We start from the raw sequence: 18,390 nt of genomic DNA, 5'->3' as shown, positions 1-18,390 counted from the left end.
CAAGGCACGCCCCCATCCACTGCGATCGCTGTAGCAGCGGCGCAAGCCGCGTCCGGGTGCACCGCGTTGTTCCAGGCGAACCGCGTCCACCGCCGACGCGGCTCGCGCCGCTGCTACAGGAGCGCCGCGTCCGGGGGCGCCGCGTTACCGATGCCGTGCTCCGAAGCTCTCGCGGTAGAAGGACGGCGCCAGGCCAACGGTCCTGCGAAACGCTACCCGGAAACTTTCCGCCGACGCGAACCCACAACGTTGAGCTATCTGTTCAGTGTCGAGCCCACTGGTTTCGAGCAACGAACGGGCTCTGGCCATTCGTTCGTGCTGCAGCCAGGCTTTGGGCGTCATGCCGGTCGCGTCATTGAAGCGCCGCAGAAACGTGCGTTCGCTCATCAGCGCCCTGGCGGCCATCTGTGGAATCGTCAACGGTTTATCCAGATGTTCGCGAACCCAATCCAGGACCACGGCCAAGTCGTGCCGCGGGGCTTGGGCGACCGGCGCGGCAATGAACTGCGCCTGCCCACCACCGCGCTGTGGCGCCATGACCAGCCGACGCGCCACGGTATTGGAAACGTGAGCGCCAAAATCCCGCTCGACCAGATGCAGGCAAGCATCGATGCCCGCCGCACTGCCTGCCGAGGTGATCACCTGCCCGCTGTCCACATACAGCACCGAGGAATCGACAGCGATGCCCGGAAACCGCCGCGCCAACTCGTCGCTGTAGCGCCAATGGGTGGTGGCCCGCTTGCCATCCAGCAACCCGGCTGCGGCCAGCACGAAGACACCGGAGCAGATCGACAGCAGGCGCGCACCCCGTGCGTGCGCCTTGCGCAGCTCCACAAGCAGGGCCTCGGGCGGCGGCTCATCGCGACTGCGCCATCCAGGGATGATGATGGTACGCGCCTGGGCCAGCACCTCCAGCCCGGCGTCGGCGCCGACTACAAAGCCGCCCGTCGCACGCAGTGGCCCCGGATCGACGGCAACGATGCGATGCGCGTACCAGGCGAAAGCGAACTCCGGTCTGGGCAAGGCGAATATCTCGATGGCAATGCCGAATTCGAAGGTGCACAGACCATCGTAGGCCAGGATGGCCACCAGTCCGGGGATGTCTTGCATTGGCGGAAAATTACCGGTCGATGTCGAGTGCGCCACTGTAGCTCAAGCTCTGCCCTCCCTTAAAGTGATGTCACACGAACCTTGAACGGAGCCACCTGATGCCAAGCCTGATCACTGAATACCCGGCGGCCAGCGCCGAGCAAGCCCTGGCCCACTTCAGCCAGCGGCTGCGCTTTGAAACCGATTGCTCCGATGTCTACCACAGCCAGCAGGCGGGCCAGGTGGACTATGTCCTGGTGGATGTTCGCAATGCCACTGCATTCGCCGCCGGCCACGTGCCAGGCGCGATCAGCCTGCCAACCCGTACGATCACGCCCGAGCGTCTTGCCGCGTTTCCGGCCAACAGCCTGTTCGTCGTCTATTGCGCCGGTCCGCATTGCAATGGCGTACACCGCGCAGCGGCGCGATTGGCCGGTCTGGGCCACTCGGTCAAGGAGATGATCGGCGGCATCACCGGTTGGCTCGACGAAGGTCTCCCGCTTGCACAAGCGGATGAGCAACCCGCGGCGACGACAACGGTGACGTCGTGCGCCTGCTGAGCGCCCTCAGATGCCGCTGAACCAGTTGTAGCCTTGATCTTCCCAGTAGCCGCCGGGGTAGTCGTTGCTGACGAAGATTTCGACGATGTGCTTGGGGTTCTTGAAGCCCAGCTTGGTCGGCACCCGAACGCGCAACGGATAGCCGTATTCGGGCGGCAGAGCGACCTCAGCGTAATCCAGGGCGAGCAGCGTCTGCGGGTGTAGCGCGGTGGGCATGTCCAGGCTGGAGTAGTAACGGTCGGCGCACTTGAAGCCGACGAACTTGGCGGTGGTGTCGGCGCCGATGTGTTCCAGAAAGGTTTTCAGCGGCACCCCACCCCACTGGCCGATGGCGCTCCAGCCCTCGACGCAGATCAGGCGAGTGATGTCGGTGCGCTGGGGCAGCTTGCGCAGGCCTTCCAGGGTCCAGGGTGCCTTGTCGCGGACCAGGCCGGACACGGCGAGGGAATAGCCGGGTAGGTCGATATCGGGAATGTCGTCTTCGCCGTAGAACGCGTTGAATGGGAACGGCTGGGTCATCTGCACCTTGCTGTAGGTGGGTGCCAGCCGCTGGCCGCTGAACAGCCAGGCCTGCACGCGATCGTTCCAGCGCGACATGGCCCACAGCACTTTGTCGACCTGGTCGCCGTCCTGGAGGTTGCAGCCGCTGAGCATCGCCATGGCGCCGACGGTCAGGCCGCCACGCAGGAAGTGCCGGCGCTGGAGGTTTTCCAGCTGAGTGCGCTGGGCAGGCTCGAGTCTGATCGGAGCGCTGCGTCGGGGTTTGGGTTCATTCATGGTCGGTCTTCCCGGTGTTCAGCGGTCGTACGCCGCCGGTGATCATCGGTGGTAGGGTCTTGGGCACCAGCAGCACCAGGACCAGGTGCACGATCACGAACGCGCCGATGGCCGACATCGCCGCGAAGTGCACGTAGCGAGCGAAGTCATAGCCGCCCAGCAGAGCGACCAGTTCCTGGAATTGGATGGGCTTCCAGATGGCGACGCCGGAGATCAGGATCAGCACGCCGGCCGCCAGCACCAGCCAGTACATCAGGCGCTGCACGGCATTGTAGACGCCCTTTTCGTGGACCAGCCGCAGACGCAGGGCGTCGCGCAGATCACGCTTGACCGCGCTGGGGGTCACCGGCAGCAGGTCGCGCTTGAAGTGGCGGCTGCCCAATCCGTAGAGCACATAGATGAGGCCGTTGATCACCAGCAGCCACATCACCGCAAAGTGCCAGGCCAGTGCGCCGCCCAACCACCCGCCCAAGGTGAACGAGGGCGGGAAGCGGAACGCGAACAAGGGGGAGGCGTTGTAGATGCCCCATCCACTCATGAACATGCAGGTCATGCCAAAGGCATTGATCCAGTGGGTGAGACGTACCGTGAGTGAATGTATGCGTTGCACGGCCATGGAAAAGGCCTCCCCTGTTGAAAAAACCACTGCCCCTGGTGGGAGCCCTGCCATTGTGGGAGCACCCCCCTTGTGGGAAACCTGCCCTTGTGGGAGCACTACTGTCCCTTGTGGGAGCGGGCTCTGCCCGCCCCGCTCCCACAGAGGTCCTCCTCACAGAGACCCTCCTTGCAGAGATCTTCCCACAGGGAACCGGCTCACTCAGGGGCCTGGCACCTATGAGGTGAGCATGTCCCGCCGCTTACATCGGCGGCTGGAAGCCGTCCTTGCCTACGGCCACACCGCGTGCGGTCTTGCCGTCATCGGCTGGGAACACGACGATCTTGGCGCCCTTGACCAACTGCTCCGCCTTGCCCGCTTCGACGTAGGCGATCGGCACGTCTTCAGGCACCACCACCTGCTTCTCGCCGCCTTTGTAGTTCACGGTCATGGTACGGCCGTTGGTCTGGGCCAGCTTGCCCACGGTACCGTTGGTCATGGTGCCGGTGGTGCCGTCGGCGTTTTCCCAGCCGTAGTGCCCTTCGCCGCTGCCCTTGAGGCTAGGCTCGAAGACCGTCACTTCCAGGGCCTTCAGGGTCCCGTCCGCCTGGGGCGTGGCGGCCGAGCCGATGAAGCTGTCGGCCTTGATCGAATCGATGTTGGCCTTGGACACCAGACGGATGCCGGTCTTGTCGGTCAGGCCGATGGTCTGATGCGCACCGCTGCGGGTGGTGAAGGACAAGGTGTTGTTGTCGACGCCATCGACCGTGCCCCGCATTGGTTTCACGACTGGCATGTCCGCAGCCGACGCCATCACGGCGGCACTGAGCAGCAACGTGCCGAGGATGGTCGACAGGGCAGTTTTGATCTTCATCGGTACGACTCCTTGCGGTAGGTGTGCATGCATCCTCGGCCCTCGATGGGTACGCGTGCATGACCGGGCGATGACATTTCTGTCATTCACGCAGCGACGCTATCGATGACAGGAATGTAACCGACAGCGCCGTGCCGCTCGTTTAGACTGCACCACGCGAACGCCGTTCGCCGCAGTCTGAATCTCGAACCGTCAACGCCCCAGCGAGCCTGATCGATGCACATCCTGTTGATCGAAGACGACATCAAGACCGGCGAGTACCTGAAAAAGGGCCTTGGCGAGTCCGGCTACAACGTCGACTGGGCGCAGCACGGCGCCGACGGTTTGCACCTGGCCCTGGAAAACCCCTACGACTTGCTGGTGCTCGACGTGATGCTGCCCGGCATCGACGGTTTCCAGATCATGGAAGTGCTGCGTGCCCGGCAGGCCGTGCCGGTGCTGTTCCTGACCGCCCGCGACCAGTTGCAGGACCGCATTCGCGGTCTGGAACTGGGCGCCGACGACTACCTGGTCAAACCCTTTTCCTTCACCGAGCTGCTGCTGCGCATTCGCACCATCCTGCGTCGCGGCAGCGCCCGGGAAGCCGATCGATTCCACCTGGCTGACCTCGAACTGGACCTGCTGCGCCGTCGAGTGACACGGCAGCAGGAGGTGATCACCCTGACCAACAAAGAGTTCGCCCTGCTGCACCTGCTGCTGCGCCGCGAAGGGGACGTCTTGTCGCGAACCCAGATCGCTTCGGAAGTGTGGGACATGAATTTCGACAGCGACACCAATGTGGTCGACGTCGCGGTCAAGCGTCTGCGCAGCAAGATCGACCAGCCGTACCCGGTCAAGCTCATCCACACCGTGCGCGGCATCGGCTACGTCTGCGAGGTGCGTGCATGCGACGCCGACGCCCAGCATCCCTGACCCTGCGCTCGACCCTGGCCTTTTCCCTGGTGGCGATGCTCACCGTGGCGGGCGCCGGCTGGTACCTGTACGAGTCGATGAAGACGTCGGTACTTGCGCGCAGCGACAACGCCGTGCTCGGGCGGCTCGATCACTTTCGCAAACTGCTGCACTACGACCTGACCCTGGACAAGCTTTCGAGCAGCCCGCAGATCTTCCAGAACATGCTCGGCAGCGAAGACGACATCTTCGTCATCGCCGAGGTCGGTCAGCCGCCGGTGATCCAGGTCAACCCGCTGCGCGCGACCCTGCCGCCCCTGCCCGAGGTGGCCCAGGACGCCGTGCCCACCGCTTCCGACCTGCGCACCGGTACGGCGCCGTCCGGCATACCGCTGCGCGCCGCGAGCGTCTTGACCACGTCTGGCGGGCGCGAGGTGACGCTCACCGCTGCGCACATCATGGTCAAGGAAATGGCCATGCTCGGCGAGTTCCGCCAGCGCATCTACCTGGCCGTGGGCATGGCCTTTCTGCTCACCGCCCTGCTCGGCTTCGTCCTGCTGCGGCGCGGCTTGCGGCCCCTGCGCGAGATGGCGGCGCACGCCACCGACATCTCCCCTGCCCGCCTGCACAGCCGCATGAGCAGTGACAACACGCCCGTCGAACTCCAGCAACTGAGCGACGCCTACAACGCCATGCTCGATCGCCTGGCCGAGGGTTACCAACGGCTGACCCAGTTCTCCGCCGACCTGGCCCACGAGATCCGCACCCCGGTAGGCTCGCTGATGGGCCATTGCCAGGTCGCCTTGCGCCAAGGCCGCAGCGCCGACGAGTACCAGGCGCTGCTGGCATCGAACCTTGAGGAGCTGGAGCGGATTTCACGCATCGTCGAAAGCATCCTGTTCCTGGCACGCGCCGAAGACACCCAAGCCGTGGTGCAGCGTCAGCCGCTGCAGGTGCACGACGAACTGGAACGGGTGACCGAGTATTTCGAGGGGCTTGCCGAAGAGCGCAGGATTCGTCTGTCGATTGCAGGCGACGCCACCCTGAACGCCGATCCGCTGCTGCTGCGTCGGGCCGTGAGCAACCTGGTGGCCAACGCCATCCGCTATGCCGACCCGCACAGCGAGGTGCAGATCGACGTGGCGTCGACGCCGACACAGTGCGTGATCAACGTAGAGAATCAGGGCCCTGCGCTGGACCCGGCAACGCTGACCCACCTGTTCGACCGGTTCTATCGCGGCGACGCGTCGCGCCAGCACAACTCGGACTCCAACGGCCTGGGCCTGGCCATCGTCGCGGCGATCATGCAACTGCACGCCGGTGAAGCCAGCGTCAGCCAGCCGCAGCCCGGACGCATTCGCTTCGCCCTGAGCTTTCCTGTCTTGGGCAGGTCCTGAAACGGGACTATTCAGGTTTCTTCCGGGCACGAAAGGCCGCCACCTTCATGCGATTGCCGCAGGTCGCCATGCTACACCAGCGCCGTCGGTGCGACTTGCTCAGGTCATGGAACAGCAGTATGCAGTCATGGGCCTCGCACTGGCGTACGAACTCGAACTTGTCCCCCGTGACCAGGCTGACCAGCGCGTCGGCCACCGGCCACAGCAGGCTTGCCGGACCAGCATCCCTGGGCCGGGTGGCGACACGAAACGCCTGGGCTGGATCCTCCCAGCTCAGGTAGCTGACCGGACGCCCTGCTTCCAATACCTGATTGACCACCGAGGGATCGGCTTCCACCCCCGCCATCGCTGCCTCCAACACCGCCCTGGAATTGCTGCGCAGGGCGTGGGCCTGAGCCAATAGCCCATCGAAAACCTCGGGGCGATCCTGCGCGGCGAGCAGCCCTGCCGACTCAAGCCACGTCAGCACATCCTCGTCGTCGCGCAGGCAGTCCTGGCGTTGCTCGCCGACACCGTACTCGGTATTGAGGAAATCCAGGGCGATATTGTCCGCCACAAAAAGCGTATCGGGCGCGGTGCGGGTCGAGCTCATGATGACCTGTAACTCATGAAATTTGTTTGACAGGTTACCAAATTAGTTCGTAACCTTCAAATACACACATAACAGGTTACACAAGGAGGCATCATGACTACGCCTACATCCACAGCCGCTGCCGCGCTTGCCGCTTCGTTGCTCATCGGCGGTACCCAGGCCGCCCAAGCCGACGACACCGTCCACTACCGCCACGAGCAGGTCGGCGACGTGAAGGTGTTCTATCGCGAGGCGGGCAGCCCCAGCGCGCCTACCGTGCTGCTGCTGCACGGCTTCGCCGCCTCGTCGTTCATGTTCCGCGACTTGATCCCGCAATTGGCCGACCGCTACCACGTCATCGCCCCGGACCTGCCCGCGTTCGGCTTCACCGAAGCGCCCGCTCGGGGGCAGTACGCCTACACCTTCAGTCAACTGGCGCAGACCATCGGCCAGTTCACCGAACAGCTGAAGCTGGAGCGTTACGCGCTGATGGTCCATGACTACGGCGCGCCGGTGGGCTGGCGCCTCGCCGTGGCTCACCCGGAGCGCGTGACCGCGATCATCTCGCAGAACGGCAACGCCTATGAGGAAGGTCTGGGCGCCGGATGGGCGCCGATTCAGACGTACTGGCGCGAGCCTACGCAGGCGCATCGCGACGCCCTGCAGGACTTCCCGACACCGGCGTCGATCAAATGGCAGTATCTGGAAGGTGTCAGCGACCCCAGTGTGGTCTCGCCGGACGGCTACACACTGGAAGGCCTGCAGATCTCACGCCCCGGCAATGCCGACATCCAGCTCGATCTGGTGCTGGACTACGCCTCCAACGTGGCGATGTATCCCGAGTTCCAGGCGTACTTCCGCCAGTACCAGCCGCCTCTGCTGGCAGTCTGGGGCAAGCACGATCCGTTCTTCCTTCCGGCGGGCGCCGAGGCCTGGAAGCGTGACCTGCCCAAGGCGGACATCCGGTTCTACGACACCGGGCACTTCGCTCTGGAAACCAACGGGCGGGAGATCATCCCGGTGATCCGTGAGTTTCTGGACGAGCACCTGAAGTAACGGCGCTACTACAGGTCCTGCGGCTGAAACCGCACTGCCAGCGTGTCGGCGCGGACCTTGGTGGCCTTCAACAGGCACATCTGAGCGTTGATCCGGTCGAGCGTGCCGCCGGTCAGGCCCGCCTCGACGGCGCAGTCGGCGTCGCGAAACTGGATCCACAGCCGCTGCGCATCGCGCATCGCCGTGCGCTTGGTGCCCTCCAGGGTTTTCATGCCGGCCTGGTAGTTGGCATTCAGGCGTGCGTCCTGACGCTTGGTCTCGTCGGCGGCGCAGCTGACCATGCCGGTGGTGGAACTGTTGCTGTCCATGCAGGTGGTGTACGCCGAGCTGTAGTCGGACGCCGAAGTGGAACCTTCGGCCGAAGCCAGGGTGGCCTGGCCTGCGCAGAGCGACAGCAACGCAGCAGTGAGCAAAGGCTTGCAGAGGAGTGTCATAAAAGACCTTTCGAATTCGTGAAAAGGCCTGGATCTTACCAGCCCCCACCCTCCAAGGATCCCACCCATGCTTTACATCGTTTTACTTGGTGGCAAACACCCCAGGGCACGCATCGAGGTGCACGACATCGCCTGCGCGGTCGCCGACAGCCTGGAGGCCAGCTACCCGCAGTTGCGCGCCGATTGGTTCGGTACTCAGAAAGGCTTGCACATCGATGCCTGGATGGCTGTGGACGGCGTGGAGCAATGGAAGGTCGAATTCAGCCCGCTGGCGCCCGCTGCGGGCATGCCGCGCCTGTATGTGATCAATCTGGGCGGGTACGAGGCGCGCTCGTTCGGCGAAGCGCACCACTACGTGCTGGTGGTGGCGCCAAACGCTCGCGATGCCAGAAACCGCGCCCGGCGCCTGTACCTGGAGCAGTGGCGCCAGCCCCATACCGACGCGGTCCTGGATGTGGATGATTGCGTACCGATCGAGCAGGTGGGTGGCCGCTACGTGCACTTGGTCGAAGGGCCTCATCGGGGCGTCGAGCAGCGCAATGAGTACATCGTGCTACCAGCGGGCTGACCGGAGACTCGGATCCGGATCAACCAAGAATGAACTTGTGACCATAACCCGTTACAGTCACGCTCTGTCGATCCACGCCCAAGAGCCCACCCGCAACCATGACCCGTCAGCCCCCCACGTTCCCCTCACGAGGCCCGTCCGATCACAGCGTTCGCGATCAGATCGTCGAGGCCGCCATGCAGCATTTCGGTCACTACGGTTACGAAAAAACCACGGTGTCGGACCTGGCCAAGGCCATCGGCTTTTCCAAGGCCTACATCTACAAGTTCTTCGAATCCAAACAGGCCATCGGCGAGAGTATCTGCGCCAGTCGGCTGGCGATGATCATGGCCGTCGTCGACCAGGCGATGGACGAAGCCAGCGGTCCGTCCGACAAGCTGAGCCGTTTGTTCAAAGCCTTGGTGGAAGCCGGCGCTGAACTGTTCTTCCATGATCGCAAGCTGTATGACATCGCCGCCGTTGCAACCCGTGATCACTGGCCCTCGGCGGAGGCCCACCGCGAACGCCTGCACCGGTTGATCGAGCAGATCCTGCACGAAGGCCGGGACAGCGGGGAATTCGAGAGCCAGACGCCGCTGGAAGAAGCCAGTCATGCGGTGTTTCTGGTGATGCTTCCCTATATCAGCCCCGTGCAACTGCAATACAACCTGGAGACCGCCGCCACCGCTGCGCAGCAGCTCCCCGCGCTGATATTGAGAAGTCTGTCGGCGCCATAAGTGACCATTGACTGAATTAGTCACTCGTATCAAAATCGGGTTCCTTTCCGTTTGTGCCCGTAAGGAATCCCATGTCTCGGCTTCGCGCCTCCGCGCTCGGTATCTGCCTGCTCCCTGTGCTTCTCACGGCCTGCGACCGTCCGCCGAGCGTTGCCGACCCGCGCACTCAGCCGCCCAAGGTCAGGGTGGTCGAGGCAGGTCCTGCGCCGGAGGGTCATCGCGCCTTTACCGGCGTGGTCACGGCGCGCGTGCAAAGCGATCTGGGCTTTCGGGTGAGTGGCAAGGTGATGGAGCGCTTCGTCGATGCCGGCCAGGCAGTAAGCCGCGGACAGCGCTTGATGCGCCTCGATCCGGCCGATCTGGCGCTGCAGTCCAACGCCCGCGAGCAGGCAGTCGCCGCCGCCCAGGCTCTGGCCACGCAGACCGCGAACGATGAGCGACGCAATCGCCAACTGGTCGCCAGCGGTGCCATTTCCGCCGCCAACTACGACCGCTTCAAGTCGTTGGCCGACACCGCCCGCGCCGATCTGGTAGCGCTTCAGGCCCAGGCCGCCGTGAGCCGCAATGAGCAGAGCTATGCCACCCTGAGCGCCGATTCCGACGGTGTGGTGGTGGCCACCCTGGCCGAACCGGGTCAGGTGGTGAACGCCGGGCAAGCGGTGGTGAGGCTGGCCAAGGCAGGCCTTCGCGAAGCGGTGGTGCAGCTGCCCGAGACCCTGCGGCCAGCGCTGGGCAGTTCAGCACAGGCTACCCTGTTCGGCGCCTCCGGCAATGGCGGCACCGCCACGCTGCGGCAGCTGGCCGACGCTGCAGACGCACCGACCCGCACCTTCGAAGCCCGGTATGTGTTGGGCGGCGAGCAGGCCAATGCACCGTTGGGTTCGACCGTGACCCTGTCCATCGCATCGAGCCCTTCCGTAGCCGACGCCCTGAGCGTGCCCATCGCCGCCATTCATGACCCAGGCACCGGGCCGGGTGTGTGGACCATCGAAGGCGAGCCTTCCAAGGTCGTGTGGCGGGCCGTTCAGGTCATTGGTCTGAGCGACGCCATGGCCACGGTGCGTGGTTTGCACCCAGGCGAACGCTTGGTTGCCCTGGGCCCTCACCTGCTGCACGAGGGGCAAGAGGTGCTCGTGGCGCCGCAGGATCTGCGCGCCCAGACCGGGGACCAGCCATGAGCGGTAGCCGCTTCAACCTCTCGGCCCTGGCCGTGCGGGAACGGTCGGTCACGCTGTTCCTGATCCTTCTGGTCGCCGTCGCCGGCACCCTGTCGTTCTTCAAGCTGGGGCGCGCCGAGGATCCGCCGTTCACCGTCAAGCAGCTGACCGTGGTCACGGCCTGGCCCGGTGCGACCGCACAGGAGATGCAGGACCTGGTCGCCGAGCCCCTGGAGAAGCGTCTTCAGGAGCTGCAATGGTACGACCGCAGCGAAACCTATACCCGTCCGGGCCTGGCCTTCACCCTTCTATCGCTGCAGGACAAGACGCCGCCGGCCCAGGTCGAACAGCAGTTCTACCAGGCCCGGAAAAAGCTCGGCGACGCGGCGAGCACCTTGCCGGCAGGCGTGGTCGGGCCGCTGGTCAACGACGAGTTCGCCGACGTCACCTTCGCCTTGTTCGCCCTCAAGGCGCGTGGCGAGCCGCAACGCCTGCTGGTGCGTGAAGCCGAATCCCTGCGGCAACGGCTGCTGCATGTGCCCGGGGTGAAGAAGGTCAACATCATCGGCGAACAGTCCGAACGGATCTTCGTGTCTTTTTCCCATGAGCGCCTGGCGACCCTGGGTCTGTCACCCCAGGACCTCTTCGCCAGCCTGAACGACCAGAACCGGCTGACCCCGGCCGGCTCGATCGACACCCGAGGCCCCCAGGTGGTGGTGCGGCTCGACGGTGCCTTCCAGACCCTGGACGCCATTCGCAACACCTCGGTGAACGCTGGCGGACGCACGCTCAAGTTGGCGGATGTGGCGACCGTGGAGCGTGGCTACGAAGACCCAGCGACCTTCATGGTGCGCCATCAGGGCGAACCGGCGCTGATCCTGGGCGTGGTCATGCGCGATGGCTGGAACGGCCTGGATCTGGGCAAGGCGCTGGCCGCCGAGACGGCGCGGATCAATGCGGCCATGCCGCTGGGCATGACCTTCGCCCAGGTCACCGATCAATCGGTGAACATCGGTTCGGCGGTCGACGAGTTCATGATCAAGTTCTTCGTCGCCCTGCTGGTGGTGATGGTGGTGTGCTTCCTGAGCATGGGCTGGCGCGTCGGCGTGGTGGTCGCCGCGGCGGTACCGCTGACCCTGGCCATGGTGTTCGTGGTGATGGAAGCCACTGGCAAGCACTTCGACCGCATCACCCTGGGTTCGCTGATCCTCGCCCTGGGATTGCTGGTGGACGATGCGATCATCGCCATCGAGATGATGGTGGTGAAAATGGAGGAAGGCTACGACCGCATCAAGGCGTCGGCCTATGCCTGGAGCCACACCGCCGCACCCATGCTCGCCGGCACCCTGGTGACCGCCGTGGGCTTCATGCCCAACGGCTTCGCGCAGTCCACGGCCGGTGAATACACCAGCAACATGTTCTGGATCGTCGGCATCGCGCTGATCGCTTCCTGGATCGTGGCGGTGGTGTTCACGCCGTATCTGGGGGTGAAGATGCTGCCGCCGATCAAGGCCGTCGAAGGCGGTCATGCGGCCATCTACGACACCCGTCACTACAACCGCTTTCGCACGTTTCTGAGCTGGATCATCCGCTGGAAATGGTCGGTGGCGGGCATCGTGATACTGGCCTTCGCGCTGGCCATCGTCGGCATGGGCCTGGTCAAGAAGCAGTTCTTCCCGACCTCCGATCGACCGGAAGTGCTGATCGAGGTGCAGATGCCCTATGGCACGGCCATCGAGCAGACCAGCGCGGCCACGGCCAAGATCGAAGCCTGGCTGCGCAAGGATGACGCGGCCAAAATCGTCACCGCCTACATCGGCCAGGGTTCGCCGCGGTTCTATCTGGCCATGGCGCCCGAGCTTCCCGACCCCTCCTTCGCCAAGATCGTCGTGCTCGCCGACAGCCAGGCGGCTCGGGATGCCCTGAAGCTAAGAATCCGCGAGGCGGTGGCGAACGGTCTGGCGCCCGAGGCGCGGGTACGGGTCACGCAGCTGGTCTTCGGGCCTTATTCGCCCTACCCCGTCGCCTACCGCATCATGGGGCCGGACCCGCAGGTCTTGCGCGATATCGCCGGCAAGGTCGAAGCGCTCATGCAGAGCAGCGCGATGATGCGCACCGTCAATCAGGACTGGGGGCCGCGGGTTACTGCCTTGCATTTTTCCCTGAACCAGGACCGGTTGCAGGCGCTGGGCCTGAGTTCGGCCGCCGTGGCCGAACAGTTGCAGTTCCTGCTTTCAGGCGTGCCGATCACCGCCGTGCGCGAAGACATCCGTTCGGTGCAGGTGGTGGCCCGCGCCGCAGGGCCGGTGCGTCTCGACCCGGCAAAAATCCAAGGCCTGACCCTGGCCGGCGCGAACGGCCAGCGGATACCGTTGGCGCAGATCGGGTCCGTCGAGGTGCGCATGGAAGATCCCATCCTGCGACGCCGCGATCGCGTACCGACCCTGACCGTGCGCGGAGACATCGCCGAGGACCTGCAGCCGCCGGATGTCTCCACGCAAATGACCAAAGCGCTGCAACCGATCATGGCGGCGCTTCCCGACGGCTACCGCATCGAGCAGGCCGGGTCGATCGAAGAGTCGGCCAAGGCCACCGCCGCACTCGCGCCGCTGTTCCCGATCATGATTGCCATCACCCTGCTGATCATCATCGTGCAGACACGCTCGATGTCCGCCATGGCCATGGTCTTCCTCACCGCCCCGTTGGGGCTGATCGGCGTGGTGCCCACGCTGCTGCTGTTCAACCAACCCTTCGGCATCAATGCCCTGGTCGGTCTGATCGCGCTGTCCGGGATTCTGATGCGCAACACGCTGATCCTCATCGGACAGATCCACCTCAATGAGAAGAATGGCTTGGCGCCTTTCGATGCCGTGGTCGAAGCCACCGTGCAACGCGCCCGGCCGGTGCTGCTGACGGCACTGGCGGCAATCCTGGCGTTCATTCCGCTGACCCATTCGGTGTTCTGGGGCACCTTGGCCTACACGCTGATCGGCGGCACGTTTGGCGGCACGCTGATGACCCTGATCTTCCTGCCCGCCATGTATTCCATCTGGTTCCGCATCCGCGCGGGTGGCGATACAACCCATCATTCAACGAAAGACCTGGAGAGACACCCATGAACAATCGAGATGGCCAGAAACGCATCGTCGTCACCGGAACCGGTCTGGTCACCCCGCTGGGCTGCGGCGTCTACGAAGTGTGGCGCCGACTGCTGGCGGGCACGTCGGGCATCGGTGCGCTGCCCGCGCACATCGGTGAAGGCACGGGCGTTGCCGTGGCTGGGCAGGTGCCCACGCTGGAAGCGGACCCTGTGGCCGGCTACAACCCGGAGGCGCTGATACCGGCCAAAGAACGCAAGAAAATGGATCGCTTCATCGAGTTCGCGCTGGTCGCCGCCCATGAAGCGCTGACCCAGGCGCAATGGCATCCCACCGACGACGCTCGGCAACAGCGCACGGCGACCGTCATCGGTTCGGGCGTGGGCGGGTTCGGCGCGCTCGCAGGCGCGGTGCGCACCACGGATGAACGCGGTCCGCGGCGATTGTCGCCGTTCACCGCCCCGTCGTTCCTGGCCAACATGGCCGCCGGACACGTCTCGATCAACAACAGCTTCAAAGGCCCCCTGGGCGCGCCGGTCACCGCCTGCGCCGCGGGCGTGCAGGCCATCGGCGATGCCGCGCGGCTGATCCGCAGCGGAGAAGCGGACATCGCCATCTGCGGTGGCACCGAAGCGGCCATCGACCGGGTCACCCTGGGCTGTTTCGCTGCCGCCCGTGCCCTGTCCACCGGCTTCAACGACCGCCCTGAAGAGGCCAGCCGCCCCTTCGACCGGGATCGCGACGGGTTCGTGATGTCCGAAGGTGCAGGCCTGCTGGTCATCGAGTCCCTTGAACACGCCCTGGCCCGCGGCGCGACACCGCTGGCGGAATTGATCGGCTACGGCACCAGTGCCGATGCCTACCACCTCACGGCGGGTCCGGAAGACGGCAGCGGTGCTCGCCGCGCCATGGAACAGGCCTTGCGCCAGGGCGGTATCGATGCGCAAGACGTCCAGCACATCAATGCCCACGCCACTTCCACTCCGGTCGGCGACAAAGGTGAGCTGGCCGCCATTCGTGCCCTGTTCGGCACCCGTAACGGACTGGCCATCACCTCGACCAAATCAGCCACCGGCCACCTGCTCGGCGCCGCTGGCGGCATCGAGGCCATCTTCACCGTGCTGGCCTTGCGCGACCAGATAGCGCCGCCGACGCTGAATCTGCAAACGCCGGATGAAGCGGCCGAAGGGCTCGACCTGGTGGGCCCGATCGCCCGCAAGACGGCAATCACCCACGCGCTTTCCAATGGCTTCGGTTTCGGCGGCGTGAACGCCAGCGCGCTGTTTCGACGCTGGGAGGGTCAGTGATTCAAAGATCAGATGAAAGGTTTCAGCTTCAACCCCCGCGGGCATTGGGCCGCGCGGCATTGGTGCCCCGCAGTGAAGATATGTTCATCCTCGACCCCGCTTTTCCGCCCTAGACTCCAGGGGTAAACATCATGAACTGACAGGAGTTGACCATTATGTTTTCCCACGAAAGCACTGGATTGATCGCGTTGTACGTCATTGTCGCGCTGATCGTGTTAAGTACCGCTGGACACATCGCGCACAGCCACTGGCAGTATCGCCAGGGCAAGCGTGATCGGTCTTTGGAGCGTAATGGACGGGACTGACCGGGCTGGGGCCAGTCGCTCGGTTCGTGGGAAGGATGACGTGTTGGATCTTCGGATGGATCGTGCGGCTGGATAAATGAAGGAATGCAGGCAGGTCTCTTCGCGACCAAAAGGGCTCGCTGCCTGCCCCGCTGAATCGATCGCGCTAATGATGACTATCAAGGTTCGCGCCTCGGTGATGGTCGCCACCCTGCCTTATACTCGCCGCCAATCCCCCCGTTACCCCCGCCTGCTCGCAGGCGACTGTCTCCTTGGAATCCATTCCCATGCCAAGTCCCCATCAGGCCGCCCCAGGCCTTTCCGAACCCAATTCGCAGAGCGTCAAGCAGCAGTGGCTGGCCATTCTTTCGGTAGCCGTGGGCGCCTTCGCCTTGGTCACCAGCGAATTCCTGCCCGTGGGCGTGCTCAACGATGTCGCCAGCGACCTGGGCATCAGTGCCGGCCAGGCGGGCCTGATGGTCACCCTGCCCGGAATCATGGCCGCCCTGGCCGCGCCGTTGCTGTCGGTGGGCATCGGCGCCATGGACCGTCGCTACCTGCTGACCGGCCTGACGCTGATCATGATCATCGCCAACTGCATCGTCTCCTTCGCCAATGACTTCAATGTGCTGTTGTTCGGCCGGGTATTGCTGGGGGTCAGCATCGGCGGCTTCTGGGCTACCGCCATTGCGTTGAGCGGTCGCCTGGCACCCAGGGGGGTCGGTGTGGCCAAGGCCACGTCGATCATCATGATGGGCGTGACCTTGGCCACGGTGCTGGGCGTGCCCGTGGGCACCTGGCTCAGCGGCTTGATGGGCTGGCGCATGACCTTTCTGGTGACCGCGCTGGTGGGTGTGCCGGTGCTGCTGGCGCAGATCTTCCTGCTGCCACCGCTGCACCCGGACCGCGCCATTCGGGTCAGCGACCTGCCGGCCCTGTTCACCAATCCCCAGGCGCGGGTGGGTTTGATCGCCGTGCTGCTGATCGGTCTGGCGCACTTTGCCGCGTACACCTATGTCGCCCCGTTCTTCAAGCAAAGTGCCGGTTTCGACGGGCCGACCATTGGCTCGCTGTTGCTGCTCTACGGCATGGCCGGGGTGCTGGGCAACGTGTTCGCCGGCTTCGCCGCCAACCGCAACGTGCGCTACACATTGCTGCTGGTGGCGCTGATGATCGGCACCAGCACGGCCCTGTTCCCGCATTTCGCGACCGGCCTTGTCGGTGCCGCGATGCTGATCGCTCTGTGGGGTTTTGCCTTCGGCGCGTTCCCGGCCTGCTCCAGCATCTGGATGTTCGTGGTCGCGCCCAAGGACGTCGAGCGCGGTATGCCACTGTTCGTCGCGCTGTTTCAGGTAATCATCGCGCTGGGTTCGTTCTTCGGCGGGCAGATCGTCGACCAGTTGGGCAGCTCGGCGCTGCTGAGCCTGGCGACAGCCTTGGTCGGTGCAGGTTTTGCGACGGTGCTGGTGTTGGGTCGCAAGGTCAGCAACAACGCGGTGGCCCAGCCCTGCTGAGCCCGCGTGCGCTGACGATCCCGGCAGGATTGTCAGCGCACCTGCGCAGATTGCAAAAAAATTTTGAACTGCCTTTCCGCCCATTCACCTAATGATCAGCCTGTGAATATTCCCACAGGCATTGTGTCAATATCGGCACTCTCCGAGAGGTGGTCAACGTGGCTAAAGACGAAAAGAAAACCAAAAGTGACGCTTCGAAAGCCAGCAAGGAATTGAAGGACAAAAAGTCGTCACCGGAAAAGAAATCTGCCGCAGCCTCAGCGCTTTCGAAGTCCTCCGACAAGGAGAAAAAAGACAAGAAGAAAGATGCCGAGCCGAAGAAAACCGCAAAGAAAGCTGACAGCAAGCCGGAAAAGGCTGAGAAAGCCAAGAAGTCCGACAAAGTGGAAAAAGCTGAAAAGCCTGCGAAGAAGAAAAAGTGACATTCGCTGTCTGCTAGGGCCTCGCGCCCTAGCGTTCCCTCTGTAGTCCCTTGCCTGTAGTCCCCTGCCTCTCCTCCCCCACCTATCCCGTTTTCGACTCCGTTCACGCGCGCGTCTGATTCACCACCACCACGGTCAGCCAGGGCATTCGATAGATCCGTACCGGCTGAGTGCGGGCAAGCACATCGAGCATGCCGGGAACATCGTCCAGATTGAACACACCGCTCACCGCTGTGCTGGGCAAGCGACCGGCGATGACCAGTGAGCCCGGCAGGTAACGTTCGATGTCAGCGAATACCTCGGCCAGCGGCTGCCGATTGAAGATCAGCTTGCCGCGCTGCCACGCCGATGCCGTACCCAGGTCCAGAACGCCTGTCGCCGACGGTGTCGCGCCAGCGGTGTAGGCCAGGCGCTGAGCGGCCTTCAACGGCACTACGGCGCCACCGGACGAGACCCTCACTTCTCCTTCCGTTACCCCCACACGCACCTGTTCACCCTGGCGGTCGACATCGAAACGAGTGCCCACCGCCTGCACGCTGCCGCCCGAGGCCTGAACCACGAACGGCCGCATGGCATCCTTGCTGACTTCGAACAACGCCTCACCCTTGAGCAGGCTGATCTCTCGACGCGCTGCCGAGTAATTCACCGACAAGGCCGAGCCGCTGTTCAACCAGACCTGGCTGCCGTCTTCCAGGGTCAACGCCCGGCGTTCACCGACCGCCGTGGCGTAGTCGGCGAAATAGACCTTGGCCGGCTCGCTCAGGCCGGTCAACGCCAGCGCGCCCAGCCCGGCGGCCAATGCCGCCCAGCGCAGCGGCCGTCGCTCGCGCCTGGGTGGAGCGACGAAGGTTTGCGCTGTGTGGGTCTGTGGCAGTGCCTGCCACATCGTTTCGGCCAGCCGTGCTGCGGCTTCATGGTCCGCACTCTGCCCACGCCAACGGGCGAAAGCGTGGCGATCGGCATCACTGGCCTGGCCGGACGTCAGGTGCACCCACTGCTCGATGGCCTGGTCTTCCAGGTCAGTGGCGCAAGGGGCGCGGTTCACAGGTTCGGTCATGGTGAGGGGCTCACAGGCGCCGC

The 18,390-nt window shown here is 64.3% G+C and carries 18 protein-coding genes; 11 read left to right on the top strand and 7 right to left on the bottom strand.

What is annotated here, in order from left to right; genetic code table 11:
* Positions 1–144: 144 nt before the first annotated feature.
* Positions 145–1,110: a transcriptional regulator FtrA gene (gene ftrA / locus QMX89_RS01810; RefSeq protein WP_282346286.1), complete on the bottom strand. Its 966-nt coding sequence runs from the start codon at positions 1,108–1,110 to the stop codon at positions 145–147.
* A gap of 98 nt (positions 1,111–1,208) precedes the next feature.
* Here ftrA and QMX89_RS01805 point away from each other — a divergent pair, with 98 nt between their 5' ends.
* Positions 1,209–1,649: a rhodanese-like domain-containing protein gene (locus QMX89_RS01805; RefSeq protein WP_282346284.1), complete on the top strand. Its 441-nt coding sequence runs from the start codon at positions 1,209–1,211 to the stop codon at positions 1,647–1,649.
* A 6-nt stretch (positions 1,650–1,655) separates the two neighbouring features.
* Here QMX89_RS01805 and QMX89_RS01800 read toward each other — a convergent pair whose 3' ends face one another.
* The 3 genes from QMX89_RS01800 to QMX89_RS01790 all read right to left on the bottom strand — a co-directional run bounded on the left by QMX89_RS01800 (position 1,656) and on the right by QMX89_RS01790 (position 3,889).
* On the bottom strand, positions 1,656–2,426 hold the full coding sequence (locus QMX89_RS01800; RefSeq protein ID WP_282346282.1) for a molybdopterin-dependent oxidoreductase: 771 nt from the start codon (positions 2,424–2,426) through the stop codon (positions 1,656–1,658).
* Entirely contained in the window at positions 2,419–3,042 is a 624-nt protein-coding gene (locus QMX89_RS01795) for a cytochrome b/b6 domain-containing protein (RefSeq protein WP_056842948.1), read from the bottom strand. Before QMX89_RS01795 ends, QMX89_RS01800 begins: the two co-directional genes overlap by 8 nt.
* A gap of 241 nt (positions 3,043–3,283) precedes the next feature.
* Positions 3,284–3,889: a hypothetical protein gene (locus QMX89_RS01790; protein WP_282346333.1), complete on the bottom strand. Its 606-nt coding sequence runs from the start codon at positions 3,887–3,889 to the stop codon at positions 3,284–3,286.
* Positions 3,890–4,111: 222 nt separating this feature from the next.
* Between QMX89_RS01790 and QMX89_RS01785 the strand changes: the two genes are divergently transcribed.
* Both QMX89_RS01785 and QMX89_RS01780 read left to right on the top strand, forming a co-directional pair.
* Positions 4,112–4,807, top strand: coding sequence for a heavy metal response regulator transcription factor (locus QMX89_RS01785; RefSeq protein ID WP_056842950.1), 696 nt, complete (start codon positions 4,112–4,114; stop codon positions 4,805–4,807).
* Positions 4,780–6,183 (top strand): heavy metal sensor histidine kinase, encoded by a 1,404-nt coding sequence (locus tag QMX89_RS01780; RefSeq protein WP_049859282.1) that lies wholly within the window; start codon positions 4,780–4,782, stop codon positions 6,181–6,183. The genes QMX89_RS01785 and QMX89_RS01780 overlap by 28 nt, the downstream gene beginning before the upstream one ends.
* 7 nt (positions 6,184–6,190) lie before the next feature.
* Here QMX89_RS01780 and QMX89_RS01775 read toward each other — a convergent pair whose 3' ends face one another.
* Complete coding sequence (locus QMX89_RS01775; RefSeq protein ID WP_282346276.1) at positions 6,191–6,775, bottom strand: ABATE domain-containing protein; 585 nt, start codon at positions 6,773–6,775, stop codon at positions 6,191–6,193.
* A gap of 93 nt (positions 6,776–6,868) precedes the next feature.
* On the opposite strand from QMX89_RS01775, the gene QMX89_RS01770 reads away from it, so the two are divergent.
* A complete protein-coding gene (locus QMX89_RS01770) occupies positions 6,869–7,810 on the top strand; it encodes an alpha/beta hydrolase (protein WP_282346274.1) in 942 nt (313 codons plus the stop codon).
* A gap of 8 nt (positions 7,811–7,818) precedes the next feature.
* On the opposite strand, the gene QMX89_RS01765 is transcribed toward QMX89_RS01770, so the two are convergent.
* The gene (locus QMX89_RS01765) at positions 7,819–8,244 is read right to left on the bottom strand and encodes a lysozyme inhibitor LprI family protein (protein WP_282346272.1); all 426 of its coding nucleotides are present in this window, start codon (positions 8,242–8,244) and stop codon (positions 7,819–7,821) included.
* A 67-nt stretch (positions 8,245–8,311) separates the two neighbouring features.
* Between QMX89_RS01765 and QMX89_RS01760 the strand changes: the two genes are divergently transcribed.
* The 7 genes from QMX89_RS01760 to QMX89_RS01730 all read left to right on the top strand — a co-directional run bounded on the left by QMX89_RS01760 (position 8,312) and on the right by QMX89_RS01730 (position 17,310).
* Positions 8,312–8,812: a DUF1543 domain-containing protein gene (locus QMX89_RS01760; RefSeq protein ID WP_282346269.1), complete on the top strand. Its 501-nt coding sequence runs from the start codon at positions 8,312–8,314 to the stop codon at positions 8,810–8,812.
* A gap of 98 nt (positions 8,813–8,910) precedes the next feature.
* Complete coding sequence (locus tag QMX89_RS01755) at positions 8,911–9,528, top strand: TetR/AcrR family transcriptional regulator (RefSeq protein ID WP_282346268.1); 618 nt, start codon at positions 8,911–8,913, stop codon at positions 9,526–9,528.
* Positions 9,529–9,599: 71 nt separating this feature from the next.
* Positions 9,600–10,706, top strand: coding sequence for an efflux RND transporter periplasmic adaptor subunit (locus QMX89_RS01750; protein ID WP_282346267.1), 1,107 nt, complete (start codon positions 9,600–9,602; stop codon positions 10,704–10,706).
* Positions 10,703–13,804 (top strand): efflux RND transporter permease subunit, encoded by a 3,102-nt coding sequence (locus QMX89_RS01745; RefSeq protein ID WP_282346266.1) that lies wholly within the window; start codon positions 10,703–10,705, stop codon positions 13,802–13,804. Before QMX89_RS01750 ends, QMX89_RS01745 begins: the two co-directional genes overlap by 4 nt.
* Positions 13,801–15,090, top strand: coding sequence for a beta-ketoacyl-ACP synthase II (fabF, locus tag QMX89_RS01740; RefSeq protein WP_282346265.1), 1,290 nt, complete (start codon positions 13,801–13,803; stop codon positions 15,088–15,090). Before QMX89_RS01745 ends, fabF begins: the two co-directional genes overlap by 4 nt.
* 571 nt (positions 15,091–15,661) lie before the next feature.
* Positions 15,662–16,888, top strand: coding sequence for an MFS transporter (locus QMX89_RS01735; RefSeq protein WP_282346263.1), 1,227 nt, complete (start codon positions 15,662–15,664; stop codon positions 16,886–16,888).
* 149 nt (positions 16,889–17,037) lie between these two features.
* Positions 17,038–17,310, top strand: coding sequence for a hypothetical protein (locus QMX89_RS01730; RefSeq protein ID WP_049859274.1), 273 nt, complete (start codon positions 17,038–17,040; stop codon positions 17,308–17,310).
* A gap of 103 nt (positions 17,311–17,413) precedes the next feature.
* Here QMX89_RS01730 and QMX89_RS01725 read toward each other — a convergent pair whose 3' ends face one another.
* Positions 17,414–18,367: a FecR domain-containing protein gene (locus QMX89_RS01725; RefSeq protein WP_282346260.1), complete on the bottom strand. Its 954-nt coding sequence runs from the start codon at positions 18,365–18,367 to the stop codon at positions 17,414–17,416.
* Positions 18,368–18,390 lie beyond the last annotated feature (23 nt).

Source organism: Pseudomonas sp. PS01301 (assembly GCF_029960215.1).
Taxonomy (GTDB): Bacteria; Pseudomonadota; Gammaproteobacteria; order Pseudomonadales; family Pseudomonadaceae; genus Aquipseudomonas; species Aquipseudomonas coleopterorum.
Note: the sequence above shows the minus strand (reverse complement) of the source record. Positions and strands in the feature narration are given on the sequence as shown.

Bases quoted from the DNA above. Each gene is read 5' to 3' on its own strand.
- fabF (WP_282346265.1), top strand. From the start codon at position 13,801: ATGAACAATCGAGATGGCCAGAAACGCATCGTCGTCACCGGAACCGGT.
- QMX89_RS01805 (WP_282346284.1), top strand. From the start codon at position 1,209: ATGCCAAGCCTGATCACTGAATACCCGGCGGCCAGCGCCGAGCAAGCC.
- QMX89_RS01725 (WP_282346260.1), bottom strand. From the start codon at position 18,367: ATGACCGAACCTGTGAACCGCGCCCCTTGCGCCACTGACCTGGAAGAC.
- QMX89_RS01785 (WP_056842950.1), top strand. From the start codon at position 4,112: ATGCACATCCTGTTGATCGAAGACGACATCAAGACCGGCGAGTACCTG.
- QMX89_RS01760 (WP_282346269.1), top strand. From the start codon at position 8,312: ATGCTTTACATCGTTTTACTTGGTGGCAAACACCCCAGGGCACGCATC.
- ftrA (WP_282346286.1), bottom strand. From the start codon at position 1,110: ATGCAAGACATCCCCGGACTGGTGGCCATCCTGGCCTACGATGGTCTG.
- QMX89_RS01745 (WP_282346266.1), top strand. From the start codon at position 10,703: ATGAGCGGTAGCCGCTTCAACCTCTCGGCCCTGGCCGTGCGGGAACGG.
- QMX89_RS01775 (WP_282346276.1), bottom strand. From the start codon at position 6,775: ATGAGCTCGACCCGCACCGCGCCCGATACGCTTTTTGTGGCGGACAAT.
- QMX89_RS01750 (WP_282346267.1), top strand. From the start codon at position 9,600: ATGTCTCGGCTTCGCGCCTCCGCGCTCGGTATCTGCCTGCTCCCTGTG.
- QMX89_RS01795 (WP_056842948.1), bottom strand. From the start codon at position 3,042: ATGGCCGTGCAACGCATACATTCACTCACGGTACGTCTCACCCACTGG.
- QMX89_RS01755 (WP_282346268.1), top strand. From the start codon at position 8,911: ATGACCCGTCAGCCCCCCACGTTCCCCTCACGAGGCCCGTCCGATCAC.
- QMX89_RS01800 (WP_282346282.1), bottom strand. From the start codon at position 2,426: ATGAATGAACCCAAACCCCGACGCAGCGCTCCGATCAGACTCGAGCCT.
- QMX89_RS01735 (WP_282346263.1), top strand. From the start codon at position 15,662: ATGCCAAGTCCCCATCAGGCCGCCCCAGGCCTTTCCGAACCCAATTCG.
- QMX89_RS01770 (WP_282346274.1), top strand. From the start codon at position 6,869: ATGACTACGCCTACATCCACAGCCGCTGCCGCGCTTGCCGCTTCGTTG.
- QMX89_RS01780 (WP_049859282.1), top strand. From the start codon at position 4,780: ATGCGACGCCGACGCCCAGCATCCCTGACCCTGCGCTCGACCCTGGCC.
- QMX89_RS01765 (WP_282346272.1), bottom strand. From the start codon at position 8,244: ATGACACTCCTCTGCAAGCCTTTGCTCACTGCTGCGTTGCTGTCGCTC.